This window comes from Paenibacillus sp. 2TAB26, assembly GCF_052115145.1.
Taxonomy (GTDB): Bacteria; Bacillota; Bacilli; order Paenibacillales; family Paenibacillaceae; genus Pristimantibacillus.
This window is the reverse complement of record NZ_JBFRGC010000012.1, coordinates 252,945-267,353: the sequence shown is the minus strand read 5'-3', so window position 1 is coordinate 267,353 and position 14,409 is coordinate 252,945. Positions and strand designations below refer to the sequence as shown.

Sequence of the window (14,409 nt, the reverse complement as noted above, 5' to 3'; positions counted from 1 at the left end):
TGTTAGTAAGGTATGAATCAGATGGATGCGGCTTCTAGCAATCGTCGATGTACTTGCTGAAATGCTGCTGCATCGGTATTTGCTTCTGTAAAGCTTGTCATGCAGGAGTTTACCAGCTCATCCGCTATTTTACGGTCAGCTTGAGCTATCTGTTGAAGCAATTCATAATCCTCAATGCCCATCCTCATCGACTCCAGCCTCATGCTTAGCCAAGGTCCATCTGTACCCGGATAGACGATATGAGTATCGCCGGCAGGCACCCTTTTGGCGTGAACGCTTGGAGCAAGCATGGGATTTGTCAATTCAAATGGATCTTGGCCTTCCAGGTAATAATTCAATCCCCAGTGGAGATAGCCATCCATTTTGTATAAGTAATTGCCCCAGTGCAGAAATCTTGTTTTGAGAAGCGGAATATCTAGAAAGCGATTCATATAATGACCGCCTGGGTTCCAGCATGTATAAAACCATAATGTATCGCCGCCAGCCTGAATTTTTTCGTAAGCTGATTTGTTACGATCATAGTCCCTATTCGTTGGCACCCAAATATCTAATGCTCCTTCCAGTTCCGTATGTATGATTGCGTCAATAAGTGGAACCCCCGGCATGAACTTTCTAACTATGCCTGCCAAGACCCGATAATCTTGAGCCGACTCTTCAAGCGGTTCATCAGCAATATGCTGTACGGTTAAGCTCAACCAGCCATTAGTGGCAAGGAACTTGTTCCAGGAAGATAGGTATTGCGATATAAATGTATAGCCTTCCGGGCTTGTTGCTTTTATGTTGGTATCATAGTTTAAAACGAAAAAAGAATCGTCCCAGCCTCTTCGGCCAGCTATATGCCCGCCTTCTATACGGGTGAAGCCCAGACCTAAAAACATTTTGATTAACGTCTCGACACGCGAGAAGTCAAATTCATAGCTTCCGCTTCCCGTTTCCTTGATATCAACCAATTCCATGCCGACTAAAAAATGAGTTTGACGAGTTCGGCGCATCGCTTCTCCGTATTGGTAAACCATGTTCCAGAAGGGCTCCGACCATTTTTCGAGGTTATGCCAATTTGCTATATTGCCAAATGAGAACCAATTCGTAATCGACAGCGTTTCCTCTTTGGCAACTTTAGCTTTAAAGACCTCTATTTCAACAGGAATGACATAGCTATTGCCATCAATATGAAAACGGAGCTCTCCGACATGCTGATGTGGATTTGCGGATTCGTCCACTTTCCAGCAAACATATAGGGCATCTTTCTCAGCACGCACTTGGAATTCCTTGCCGACCGGCTTTAAAGCATCATATACACGGAACGGCGCAAGTCGTGTTACATAATCGGCTGGAGTGCCTACAGGTACGGTGGAATAATCCGGCCCTGTATTCTCATTCACCTGAACATCAATGAGCTGATACATGGACGTATTCTTCACAAATCCAGACTCGGCCGAGACATATTCCCATGTTATTTTCGCATTAGAAGGGAGTCCCTCCAACAATATTTGGCAGCCAACATAGGTGCCTCGCGCCGTCTCTAGATTAATGCTTCTCGCCCCTGCATCTGATAATTCAGTATCCGGATAAACCCACTCATTCACATCGAATATTTGCCAATTCATCAACAAGCCTCCTCGCACAAGCTTTTATAATTAGTCGGACTGGTTCGGATAATGCTCAGGCAAAACCGCAATCGTTCCGTCATTTTGGCGAATCCATGTATCGAAATTCCGCTCGCCTGCCTTTAATCGGATAACTCTTGCTCCCGTTTGAAAATGATCCTTGCGGACATTATCCACATAACTCACATATCGCGTAGATCGGCCGTAACAAAGGCGGATACCATGCAGCGTTCCGCTAAAGTCATTCGCATGATCATGACCAACAAACGTCCCCATTATATCTCCCATCTCCACCATCGCCGAGAAGAAACCGGAATTTATAACCGGTGCGCTTACTCCATCAAAGCAGTGTCCCAGACAAGTCTGATTATTCCATACCTCTTGATACTCCGGCAGAGGAATAYGAAAGAACGCCAATGCTGGTAAGGGCGAATCATTGTTAATGGACGACAATTTCTGCGATTCGGAGACATACCATTCAATTTGATCTCTTCGAATCCAGTCATAGCCGCCAACCGACGGGTTAGAAGAATAATCACCGCTGTCGAGGAAATACAAAGCAGCGGCCGTTTCATCATTTTGGTCAAGAAGAGTAATGATATAATTACCAGACCCGCTTACATTCGGTGGATCGGCTTCAGCGACACAGTAGCTGTGGGCTAGCTGTTCTTCATGCATTTGCTCACGAGAAACGGCTCCTTCTGAATCATGATTGCCGAAAACAGCTGCCCATGGTATGCCGCTCTCCTCCGCTACCGCGACAGCATCGCGTAAGGATTGAATCGGATCATTTCCTCTGGCGCTAGCTGTAACATCACCGGCAAATACGATTAGATCCGGCTTCTCTTGTTTGATAACGCTTTCCATTGTCGCCCTTGTCAAGCGATTAAATTCCGGTGTATCCGGGTCATAATCTCCCGCGTCTATAAACTCCACATCAGAGAATTGGACAATGACGAAGGTACCATCCTCACGAAATTTCATTTTATTGCTCATCCGGCTGATCTCCTTTCACTGTAAAGAATGCTGTACTTGAATTGTATGAACACAGCCCATTTCACTCTACCAGAATAATGACTATCTACTAACAGACTGGTGACTTCATTACTTTCTATAAGCTGCGGCAAAAAAAAAAGCCGCCCAATTAATCGGGCGGCGATGAAAAACAACGAACAATTCAGCTATTCGAGCTGCCAGAAAGCTTCCTAAACTGCTGGGGGTTCGCTTGATAGACACGCTTGAACATTTTAGAGAAGTAGGAAAAGTTACTATATCCAATCGATTGAGCGATCTCTGAAATCGGCATTGTCGAGCTGGCAATCAACGCTTTGGCAATCCGCATCCTCTCGTTAAGCAAATAATCTGTAATACTCATCCCTACCTCCTTTTTAAACAAACGGGAGAGATAAGCAGGATTGAGATGAACGTATTCTGCGAGCATTTCCCGGGTGATATTCTCCCTGAGATGATCAGCAATAAATGCTTTAAGACGCGGAATGACTGACTCTTCCTGAAAGAGATAGCAATATACCTTTTGAATCAGATTTATACCCCACTCTTCCATCTGCTCTAGCGTACGCGGAGGCGCTTTCATTTGAGGAACGCTAGTGTCTTGAAGCAGTTGATGGGCAGAGAGACCTTTCTTCTGCAGCAGGTAGTGAATCATCTGCAGAAATCCCTGATAATAGGCTTGCAGCGCGTTTGCACCAAATCGTCGATCCGAAGCCAGCTCCTGAAGACTATTCCTCAGCTGCTGAACCAGTTCTTTTTCTTTGCCGTTTTCGAGCAGCAGCGCCCAAGCCGTAAAGTCAGGCAAGCAAGGATCTGGAAAAGGATCTGGACTCTGCTTGCTAAGCCAGTTCAGTTGATTGGACTCACTGAGATTATTGTACTCCATGGACAACAGCGTCTTATACATCACCGTTAACTCATGCAGTCTCACAGGCTCACCGATGTAGCAGGATACCGTACAGTTTAAGTATTGACTGCAAGCATCAATATACATATTGCATCTATCACCAATACGATCACGAAGCGTGGACTCCTCTTCCGGTGAGAAGTAGAGGATCGCCAACGTGACACCGTTCTTGGTCTGAACGACCTCTCCTCGTGAGTCGGCAATCAACAGCTCGGAGGAGGATTGACGAATGGCGTACTCCATCACTTCCTCATCCCGCGTGCTGAGTTCCCTCTTCCAATTTTCTACGCTGACTATGACTGGAAGCAGTCGATCATCCGGCTTCAATGTTATGCCGTACTCAGCTGGCAGGCTGCAGTTGTCATTCTCTCTAGCCACAATACGTTCTGACAGCAGATCGTACCAGAAGCGTTCGCTAAGCAGCGTCTTTTTTTTGTTCCACAACTCATAATATGGCTTGTATTGTTCGCTCTGTACCAGTTCTGCACTCTTCTTATTCACACTAAGAATAGCTTTCCGGATCGCTTCTTCCAAGACTTCATATTCCACAGGCTTCATCATATAGTCAAAGCTGCTGAGCTGAACGGCCCGCTGCATAAACCTAAAATCGTCGTGAGCCGTCAAGAAGATCGTCTCCGTATTCGGGGAATTCTCGTTTACCCACTCTAGCAATTCGATTCCTGTGTTTTTCGGCATTTCGATATCACTAATCATGATTTGAATTTCTTGCTCCTGAAAGATCTTAACAGCCTCTCTCATGTTATAGGCATCGAATACCGCAGAGACACCTAGTGCATCCCAGTTGATTGCATCCTTTATCCCCATGACGGAGTACATCTCATCATCAACAATCAGAACCTGCAAGCTCTTCGCCTCCTGCTATCATGATAAATCTATTGGAATCAAAAACCTGTCTATTATAATCCGAGTCAACGCTATACCCTAATCTACTGGAGCCTCGACAGGAATCTCCAGCTCTATTAGAGCGCCAGAGTCAGCGCAATTATCGAATTCCAAGCGAAAGGTGTTGCCGTAAAGAAGCTGCAAGCGATGATAGCTATTCCAAATGCCCAAATGCTGATCATTTGTTTGATGGAAATAGTGACCACTCCGTAAGGAGTCCAGCAGCTCTTGCGAGAATCCACAACCGTTGTCAACAATCCGAATGCGGCAACGTTTTTGATCGGTATCTATTATGGAATGAATCTCAATATGAAAAGGATCATCCATGAAGTCGAAACCGTATTTGATTGCATTCTCGATAAAAGGCTGCACGATCAGGGGAGGAATCTGTACCTTCTTCGAGTCCTCATCCATCACAAACCGATAGGTTATCCTTTCGGGAAAGCGGAGCTGCTGAATACGCAAATAACTGTCCATATGTTCCATCTCTTCGGAGAGAGTAACAAACTGCTTGCTCGTTTTGGTCGTAAAGCGAAAGTATTTCACTAGATTAAGGCACATCGCTTGAATTACGGAATAATTTTTGAGCTGAGCAAGGTTATAGACCACATTAATGCTGTTGAGCAGGAAATGCGGATTAATTTGCAGCTGTAAATGCTTAAGCTCCGCCTTATGAGCTCGAATATGTTCTTCATAAACGTTAATTTTCAGTTTTTGAATTTGATGCGCCATGTCATTGAAGGTTTCATTGACCATATAAAACTCCCTAGAAGGCGAATTGTTCAGCCTATATGCCCAGTCCCCTCTTTTGAGAGTGCGCATGCCTTTTATTAATTCATTCATCGGCCTGAGAATAATACCGTTAAGATAAATCAAATAGAGAGAGAGCAGCACAACGGCAAATACCGGAATCCAAGCAATAATCATACGAAAACGAGCAAGATTATGAAGCATTCGCTTTTCCGGAATGAACGCAGCCAGCGTAACATCCGTTGAGATAATTGGATTACTAACGACAATGTAGGTATCTTTTTCTCCCATAATCCTCTGGTATTTCTCGTAGAAGTCAATAAGAGGAGGATCGGCGAAACCGCCAACATCGAAGCTTCCGGTGATCAGTTTCCCCTCACTATCCGCAAGAGCAGCAAAGCCTTCTCTTCCAAGCTGAATCAGATCCAGAGGAATCATCAGCTTTTCCAGGCGAACCCATGCTCCCAAGTATACACCAGCGCCCGAATCCACAATGCGTACCAAGCCATGTATGTTACCAGAGCTAACTACCCTCCACCCTGAAAATAATGGGCTGCCAGGCTTTACTGTGTCAAGCAAGTCCTGAAGGCCTTGCTTGATGGCCAAATTTTCATCGTAAGAGGCTGTTTTGATATTGGTATGAATCAGATCAAGATATGCGTTAGAATAGGCGAACTGAATATCTACAGTGCTGTCAAACCGATTATATCGGCTTAAGCTGTTCAGGATCCGCATCTTGGTCAATGTATATTCGTTAGAGTTGTAGACCATCTTGTTCAATGACAGAATATCCACATCCGCGGTTGCTAAATCGTATAGAAAATTAGTTTCTATGCCAAGCGCAGTCTGGATCTGGTTAGAATATAGTGTGATCATACTTTTGCTCGACTCCGCCGCTTGTTCTCGTACGGAATTGGAGGCCGTGTAATTACTGTAAAGCAGCAGACAGACTAGAGGCAACGTAATGGTAATAAAGCCGACCGTTAACTTGAAACGCAAAGAGCCTTTAGGATTCATCGCAGTTCTTCCCCTATTCCTTCATGTCGGTATACCTTTTGCATTTTATTATGGCATATCTCATCAGGTTGGAAAAGAAGGAGGAGTTGGAGGTTTACTCTCCAACTCCTGCATATAACTTATTTCGTATTCGCTTTGGCCCACTCGTCTAGCTGGCGCTGCTGTTCTTCCAAAATTTTCTGGTATCCCGCAGCATTACGCTTAGCTTTATACTTGGCAATTGTTCCTTCCACATCATCGACAGCACCTGAGTTCAGAACCATCTGGAACTCTTTATCTACGTTACCGACTGCAGCCTTCTCAGCCTTAACTGGTGCCTCATCGAAGGTAAAGCCAAGAGCGATAGAGCGTTCGGAACTTTGGTTGAACTTCTCGAATTGTTCCCACTTGTCAGCGTCTTCGTTTACCCACAGGTATGAGATGAACTGATTTCCGAACATCCAACCGCCTGGGCTCGGGTAGCCTTGTGTCTCAGCGGTTACGCCTTCTGGATAATCAATGACGTTGTCTGCTTTTTTAACATAGTGCGTACCTTCAATTCCCCAATCCAGCATATTAAGAAGCTTAGCATCCGTATACAGCATATTAAGAAACATCATTGCTCTCTCAGGATCCTTGGATGTACGGGAAATCGATAGCAATGCTCCATTTGCTTCACCTGTTGTTGTATAAGGTAGAGCTGTCTCAACTTGTACGAGCGGCAATCCCATTGTTACAGACATTTCTTTATCTTTACCAGGCTTCAATGATGAACCGATTGCAAAGGCTTTGCCGGCTTTCATCATGTTCTCTGCTTGACCGCTTGAATCTGAAGTCATAACATCCTTATCGAACCAACCATTAAGATTCCATTGTCTCATACGCTTAAGAAAATCAATAAATTTAGGGTCTTCTAGGGTATCAATAGCTTTCAACTCTTTGCTGTCACGTGAAATTATACCGCTATCGTAATTAGCTGCTCCCCAAGTGTTTGCAAATTTATTACTAACAACGGGTACTATACCTTGTTCTTTTTCTTTAATTACTTTAAACATTTCTTCCATTTCCTCCAGAGTTTTAACTCCTTCAGTATTGAATTTATATTTATCAACCAATTCTTTGTTTAGAAGGAAACCAAAACCTTGTGCGAATTCCTTTTTGGTAGGAACGCCATAAGTCTTGTTGCTAATTTGTGCGCCTTTCATAAAATCATCGCCCAAAATGGCAGGGATATCTTTACCGTGTTTTGCAATGAGATCTGTCAGTTCTACAAATTGTCCTTTGGATACGTCTAATCCATAACCAAACCATCCGGCAGTAAAGATGAGATCAAAGGATTCGCCGGAAATTTTCATCAGGTTAGTCTTGTCTGTCCAAGAGCCCCAATCAATCGGTTTCAATTCGATAGTTGCGTTGATTTTTTCTGTTAAGTATTTGCTCATTTCATCCTGAACAAGCTTTAGATCCTTAGGCACAGCACCAGGATAAATCAATGTAATTTTGTAAGGCTTGAGACTTGCAGCATCACCAGTCTCATTGGATGGTGTGTTATTCGTATCCTCTTTTGGAGTGTTGGAACCTCCTGTTTTGTTCTGTGCGCATCCGGACAGAACTAGCATAACAATGATGATCAGGGTTAATCCGATTTGCAGCTTTTTCTTCAACGTAACCAATCCCTTCTTCTCTTTGTTTTTATCGGAAACCTAGATGCGTATTCTTAACCTTTAACCGCACCGCTGGTGATACCGCTGATGTAGAATTTTTGAAAGAATGGATAAGCGACCAGGAGCGGCGCGACGCCGATAATGGCGAGTGCCATTCGAACACCTTCGGTTGGCATTTTGGAAAGAAGTTCGCCTACTTGACTGGATGTATCCGCCTTCATAATTAGAAACTGTACATTATTTAGCGTCTTGGTCATAAGGTACTGGATATTCATCAAATCTGGTTTATCGATAAACAGCATACAGTTGTACCAGTCATTCCAATAAGCTAACAAATTGAAGAGGGCGACTGTCGCCATAATTGGAGCTGAAAGCGGCACCACTAGCTTCATGAAGATAGTCAGCTCGCTCGCCCCGTCGATCGTGCCTGACTCAACGATAGATTCTGGTATCGTGTTGGCAAAAAAACTACGCATCAACAAAACGTTAAAGGCACTCAGTAATAGATTGGGTATAATCATGCCAAACAGTGTGTTTTTGAGCCCAATCATTGTCACATAGGTGATATACCAGGGCACCATGCCTCCACTAAACAACATCGTGAAAAATAGAAGAAATGACATCGTGCGGCGCAGCGGCAAGTCTTTGCGTGATAAAGGATAAGCGAAGAGCGCCGTTATAAACAAGCTGACCGTTGTTCCAATAAGAGTTACGAGAATGGTTACTCCATAAGATCTCGCAATCTGACCAAAGTCATTAAATAAGAACTGATAAGAGGCGAAATTAATTTTGCTTGGAATTAAGCTGTATCCGTTCTGGGCAATAGAACTCTCATCTGAAATGGAGACCATGAATACTAAAATGAACGGGAATAGTGACGCTATGCTGAAGAGCACAAAGAACAGATGGATAAGTGGAGATCGCAAACGTGATGTAACTGGCATCTGCTTGATGCCTCCTCTCTTTATGAATTTTTATCGATTAGAATAACGCGTCATCCTTGCTGATTCGGCGAACTGCGAAGTTTGCCCCTAAGATCAAGAAGAAGCAGACAACAGATTGATAAATACCAGCGGCAGTCGACATTCCAATGTCTCCACGCTCAATCATTGCTCGGTAGACAAATGTATCGATCGTATTAGTTGTAGGCATTAACGGACCTGAGTTCATCGGTACTTGATAGAATAGACCGAAGTCTGAACGCATAATCGAACTGATCGCTAGCAGCGTCATGATGATAATCATTGGCGAGATGAGTGGAATCGTAATCCGAGTCATCTGTTTCCATTTGTTAGCGCCGTCGATGGTTGCCGCTTCGTAAAATTCCTTATCAATACCGATAATGGCCGCAAAATAAATAATTGCCAAATAGCCGACATTTTTCCACGCATTCACAATAACCAAAATATATGGCCAATAATCCGGCTCATTGTACCAAGAGATCGACTCGGCGCTAAACCATTTGTCTAACTGTCTATTGATGAGCCCGCTATCGGTATTTAGAAAACTGTATACCAGATACGCGACAACTACCATTGAAATGATATGTGGCAGCAAAAACGTACTCTGGTAAAAACGGGTGATGACTTTATCTTTGATCTCGTTGACCAACAGTGCGGCAAGAAGCGCAAAAGTGGTATTCACAACGATGAAAAACACGTTATACATAATCGTATTTCTCGTTATCAGAAAAGCATCGGGAGAACTGAACAAAAACTTAAAGTTGTACATTCCGGCCCAAGGACTGCCCCAAATGCCATCTACATAGTTCAGTTCCTTGAAAGCTAAGATGACTCCATACATAGGAATATAATTGTTTAAAATTAAGTACGCTAGCCCGGGGACCATCATAATGAGTAAAGCCCTGTATTTCTTTATTTTTTTTTTGAATGTTCGCATTCGGCTACTCATAGTTGTGGATGTATCGTTTGATGCAACCGCCGTCATAAGGCTCACCCTTTCATGTTGTCGTTCTCTGTCTCTCATTATAGTGGGCTGTTAATCAAGTGAACTACTATAATAATGACATATCTTTATCACGCTAATGACTAGTTGTCTCAGAGCATGAATTAGGATATTGACGGTTATAACGGGTGCTCTTATGCTAAAAGCGTGAACTGGTCGTGCCGTTTCCTATTAATGGAAGACACGTCCTTCACGAGAGATTTAATATGAGGGAGTGAAAGATGATGAAGCAAACTAAGGCTGTACAGCGGGTATTTATTCTTGGAATGGATGGTGCGGGTAATTTCGTACAGCAAGCAGACACACCGAATCTAGATGCTTGGCTTCCACGTGGAGCCTACACCTTTGATGCCAAGGCGGAAATGCCGACGATCAGTGCAGAATGTTGGGGATCTGTGCTTCATGGGGTACAGCCTGACAAGCATAAATTAAATAATGAGAAGGCGGCAACACTATCCTATCCGAGTGATTCTCCCTTTCCTTCCCTCTTTCGACTAGTAAGAGAACAACAGCCAGAGGCTAAGCTTGCTTCCTTTAGCAGCTGGAGTCCGATTAACTCCGGTATTATTGAAGATAATCTCGGTGTACATAAAGTTTCTTTGCCGGATGCGGAGCTTGTCTCTTCTCTTCTCGTATACATGGAAGAGAATCAGGACGTTCGTCTGTTATTTCTACAATTGGATGAACCGGATGGCTCTGGACACCGTTACGGCTACGGAGATGATTGTCCGGAGTATTTAGCTGCGATAACTACTTGTGACGAACTAATCGGCAGTGTGTTGAAGCGATTAGAGAAGTTAGGTCTTATGGAAGACAGCTTAGTTGTACTTCTCACTGACCATGGCGGAGGCGGTGATAACAAATACAGCCATGGCAGCGCCCATCCAATGGACCGTGACGTATTCTGGGGCTGTATCGGACCTGGGATTAATAGCGGTCTTCTAAAAGGACCTGTATCCATTACAGATACAGCTGCAATTGCTGCACTTGCGCTAGGTTTAACCTTGACTCAGCAATGGGATGCTCGCTTACCAGAGGGATTGCTTGATGACACATGGGCATCCAAGAGCATTACTATCGTCGATAGCAAAACAGCTGCCGCTGAGGAGTCCCATAATGGCTAAGTCGCTGCGGTTTCGAGAAGATGGGAGCTTCAAAATTGTGCAGTTCACAGATCCCGAATTTTCTTCATACGAAGCGGAAGAACAAAGGATGGAAGCTATGATGCTAGATATCCTGAAAGACGAACAGCCTGATCTGGTCGTCTACACAGGAGATGTCATCGCTTCAGCTGGTCACCCTAACCCGGTAGTCGCATTTCGACGCGCTTGCTCAGTGCCTGAAAGCTTGAACATCCCTTGGGCTGCTGTGTTCGGCAACCACGATACGGAAGGAACCGTCACGCGGGAGCAGCTTCATGCGCTGCAGCTGACCTACCCGCATAATTATGCTAAGCCTGACCCACCTGGCATTCATGGCTCCGGTAATTATGTCCTTACCGTAGAAGGTAAAGAACGCGAAACGGCCGCAGCCCTTTATTTTCTGGATTCAGGCAGCTACTCTCCGCTGGAATATAGCAGAATGGGCTATTATGATTGGATTCGCCGTGATCAGATTGATTGGTACACACGTGAGTCCTATCGACTTACCGGAAGCAATGGCGGAACGCCGCTGCCCTCCCTCGCCTTTTTTCACATACCGCTTCCTGAATATAACGATGTATGGGACTTCGGTGTTTGCTACGGAGAGCGTAATGCTCCTTTCTGCTGCGCACCTTGGGTGAATTCCGGTTTCTTCGCAGCTATGATCGAGATGGGCGATGTCATGGGCACCTTCGCTGGCCATGACCACGGTCACGATTTCTGGGGCGATTGGCATGGCATCCGTCTTTGCTATGGCCGCACGACCCGAAACGCATACCTGGATCGGCCCTTTTTAACAGGAGCGAGGGTCATTTCCTTGAAAGAAGGAGAACGAAGCTTCGATACTTGGCTGCACTTAGAGGATGGAACGGTGCTGTCAGAGCAGCCTAAGCATGAGCCTGAGGGACGTACACCGGAGAATGTTGCTATTTACTTAACATAAGCAGCGCCGATTCGATAAGAATCATGGATTTATAGTCATTAACAACAGTTGCAATTCATATAAAGAGTGGCCGATTCAACTGTTCAAACCAATCGCTGCAGGGATTCCAAAGCAATACCTTCAGCATCCGACTGAACCCCACTCTTGCTCTGACAACTACGACCAATTCTCAACTATATACATACATTAATGAAAATATATTTTTCATATTTATTATTAATTGATAAAACGTTCAACAAAATGAAGCTACGCTTGGTAATTTGGGAAGGCGTATAACTTTTCGAGTCTACATTTTTATTTTCTCTTAACAATTGGGACGTTAATTAACTATTAATAAAAACATCGAAGCAGCCAATCATAATGATTGGCTGCTTCCTTATATTAGATGAGGAAATGATCATTTTGATAGTTGCGGTATTGTGTACGGGAAGTCAGGGTGAACCGATGGCTGCACTCTCGCGTCTCGCTAGCTCCACCTATCCACATACAGAAATATCTTCTGGTGATACTGTTATCCTCGCATCATCACCAATTCCAGGGAATGAAAAGAACGTTGCAAGCATGATAGAGCATCTGTATATGCTTGGGGCTCATGTTATTCATGGATCAGGTGTAGCGACTGGAATGCATGTGTCTGGTCACGGCAGCCAAGAAGAGCTTAAACTTATGCTTACGCTAATGAAACCAAACTATTTCATCCCTATCCACGGAGAATATCGCATGTTATACCAGCATCGCTTACTTGATGAGTCTGTTGGAGTAGAGAAGGATAATATATATAATGAATAATGGGGATGTTCTTGACCTATCAGGTAATCATGTACAACAAACACGGAAAGTTACCACAGGTTATACACTTATCGATGGTTTGGGCATTGGCGACATCGGATACATTGTATTACGCGATCGAAAACATCTTGCCGAGGATGGCATCCTTGTTGTTGTTGTCACACTTAGTCGTATAGAAGGCTCCGTACTATCCGGGCCTGATATTATTAGCAGAGGTTTCGTATACGTTAGAGAATCCGAAGCTTTATTAGGCGAAGTAGGTCGACTTGTGATGAAAACCATTGCTGACTTACAAGAAAATGGAAACGACGGTAAGTGGTCTATATTAAAACATTCTATTAAAGAATCTACAAGTAAGCTGCTTTATGCAAAAACAAAAAGACGGCCAATGGTTCTACCAATCATCATTGAAGTGTAATGAATCCACATAATTACAAATCCCCCTGCTTCAATTTAAGGTATGGTATTAACCCCTTTAAGTAGACACTCAAAAAACTTCGTGTTGTTACATGAAGATTGAGTGAACCTTGGTGGGGATATTTTTATTGCAAAAAAGAGACGTGTTTTTGTATCCATACTAAAAATCGTTTCCGAATTCGTGAGCCATGCTTCCAGTAAACGTCTCTGAATCTGTTAGGGCATCATATTTCATTTTTGTATCAAATCTTCTCCATATCACAGAATCCAATTCTGCATCCAAAATGGTTGCAGCATGTAATATACTCTCCGATTTTAATTCATCCAAGCATTGAAGCAGCGAATTCACCATGCGAGACATCCTTACACATCCCTTTGTCCGGATCGATTACCGCGCAATAGCTTCAAGCTCATCAAGAAATGAATCCTTTCATACTATTTAGGACATGATATTCATTGTGACTACGGTAAATATAGCAGCTGTCATTAAAACGAAGGAGTGAAATTAAATGACAAAAAATGAAGAACTCAATCGAAATCTTGATTCTGACCAAAATAGTAACAATACGGATGAAGCTGACATCGGAAAAGCTGTAGGAACGGCGGGAGGTATTGCTGCAGGTGCAGTCGTAGGCTCTGCTTTGGGTCCTGTTGGAACTGTTGTTGGCGGTATCGTAGGCGCAGCATTGGGAAATAAGGTTGGAGAAGCTGCTGACGATAACAACGACGAAGCTCACCGAAAGGATTAAAATGGTTAGTCACTAGCTTCAGTTAGGTATTAGATGTGTGAATGCAATTAAAATTGTTTTGAGATGGTTAATATAAATAAATCTTCACTTCCTAATGCTGCATTTCGAATTAAATCGAATATGCAGCATTATTTGTTTTTAAATTAGGTGAAAATCTAACTATCAATGGCAAAATAAGCTAGCCAAAAAACAAATTACAAAAACTTGGAGGAACAACAATAAGCAAACATTCAAAATTCAAAATTCACAACAACTCGCTCATGCTGAACAACTTATTCAACAATTAGTTATCATCAGCAAGCATCAGGTCAATATCAACAGTTAAACCAAGAACTAAATAATGCAAAAATACTTGAACAAACGTGAAAAAGAGCTGCACAAATTATTCAAGAGGTGTAAAAACGCTTGACTCACGTTTTTTTATTCATAGCATAAGATATATGACTACCATATCTAAGTCCGTCTAGCCCTCCCAAACATCTGGAGGGTTTTTTTTATGTAAGGTAGGACAGTTAGCTTCATACATTCGGCTGCTCGGGTACTTCTTCCGTTAAGCATCCCATTAA

General features: G+C 43.5%; 11 protein-coding genes and 1 pseudogene. 4 read left to right on the top strand and 8 right to left on the bottom strand.

Translation table 11 applies throughout. The features are described 5' to 3' along the window. Nucleotides 1-17 precede the first annotated feature (17 nt). The 7 genes from AB4Z50_RS16075 to AB4Z50_RS16045 form a co-directional block, all read right to left on the bottom strand. Nucleotides 18-1,607: a DUF4091 domain-containing protein gene (locus AB4Z50_RS16075; RefSeq protein ID WP_441880562.1), complete on the bottom strand. Its 1,590-nt coding sequence runs from the start codon at nucleotides 1,605-1,607 to the stop codon at nucleotides 18-20. A 30-nt stretch (nucleotides 1,608-1,637) separates the two neighbouring features. Then, nucleotides 1,638-2,603 (bottom strand): metallophosphoesterase family protein, encoded by a 966-nt coding sequence (locus AB4Z50_RS16070; RefSeq protein ID WP_441880560.1) that lies wholly within the window; start codon nucleotides 2,601-2,603, stop codon nucleotides 1,638-1,640. 181 nt (nucleotides 2,604-2,784) lie between these two features. After that, nucleotides 2,785-4,389, bottom strand: coding sequence for a response regulator transcription factor (locus AB4Z50_RS16065; RefSeq protein WP_441880558.1), 1,605 nt, complete (start codon nucleotides 4,387-4,389; stop codon nucleotides 2,785-2,787). 78 nt (nucleotides 4,390-4,467) lie between these two features. After that, a complete protein-coding gene (locus tag AB4Z50_RS16060) occupies nucleotides 4,468-6,195 on the bottom strand; it encodes a histidine kinase (RefSeq protein ID WP_441880556.1) in 1,728 nt (575 codons plus the stop codon). A 119-nt stretch (nucleotides 6,196-6,314) separates the two neighbouring features. Continuing rightward, complete coding sequence (locus tag AB4Z50_RS16055; protein WP_441880554.1) at nucleotides 6,315-7,838, bottom strand: ABC transporter substrate-binding protein; 1,524 nt, start codon at nucleotides 7,836-7,838, stop codon at nucleotides 6,315-6,317. Between the two features lie 53 nt (nucleotides 7,839-7,891). Continuing rightward, nucleotides 7,892-8,782 (bottom strand): carbohydrate ABC transporter permease, encoded by an 891-nt coding sequence (locus AB4Z50_RS16050; RefSeq protein ID WP_076267726.1) that lies wholly within the window; start codon nucleotides 8,780-8,782, stop codon nucleotides 7,892-7,894. 37 nt (nucleotides 8,783-8,819) lie between these two features. After that, nucleotides 8,820-9,749, bottom strand: a complete 930-nt coding sequence (locus AB4Z50_RS16045; protein WP_076267771.1) for an ABC transporter permease — start codon at nucleotides 9,747-9,749, stop codon at nucleotides 8,820-8,822. A 278-nt stretch (nucleotides 9,750-10,027) separates the two neighbouring features. Here AB4Z50_RS16045 and AB4Z50_RS16040 point away from each other — a divergent pair, with 278 nt between their 5' ends. From AB4Z50_RS16040 to AB4Z50_RS16030, 3 genes and pseudogenes are all read left to right on the top strand, one after another. Next, on the top strand, nucleotides 10,028-10,927 hold the full coding sequence (locus AB4Z50_RS16040) for an alkaline phosphatase family protein (RefSeq protein WP_441880551.1): 900 nt from the start codon (nucleotides 10,028-10,030) through the stop codon (nucleotides 10,925-10,927). Beyond that, complete coding sequence (locus tag AB4Z50_RS16035; RefSeq protein WP_339204190.1) at nucleotides 10,920-11,888, top strand: metallophosphoesterase family protein; 969 nt, start codon at nucleotides 10,920-10,922, stop codon at nucleotides 11,886-11,888. The genes AB4Z50_RS16040 and AB4Z50_RS16035 overlap by 8 nt, the downstream gene beginning before the upstream one ends. A 408-nt stretch (nucleotides 11,889-12,296) precedes the next feature. After that, nucleotides 12,297-13,095: pseudogene (locus tag AB4Z50_RS16030) on the top strand (ribonuclease J); the annotation flags it as partial. A gap of 159 nt (nucleotides 13,096-13,254) precedes the next feature. Here the strand turns inward: AB4Z50_RS16030 and AB4Z50_RS16025 are convergent. Beyond that, nucleotides 13,255-13,455 carry a hypothetical protein gene (locus AB4Z50_RS16025; protein ID WP_441880549.1) on the bottom strand — a complete coding sequence of 67 codons (201 nt, stop codon included), beginning with the start codon at nucleotides 13,453-13,455 and terminating at the stop codon, nucleotides 13,255-13,257. A gap of 148 nt (nucleotides 13,456-13,603) precedes the next feature. Here AB4Z50_RS16025 and AB4Z50_RS16020 point away from each other — a divergent pair, with 148 nt between their 5' ends. Continuing rightward, nucleotides 13,604-13,843, top strand: coding sequence for a glycine zipper domain-containing protein (locus AB4Z50_RS16020; protein ID WP_339204194.1), 240 nt, complete (start codon nucleotides 13,604-13,606; stop codon nucleotides 13,841-13,843). The last annotated feature ends 566 nt before the right edge of the window (nucleotides 13,844-14,409 follow it).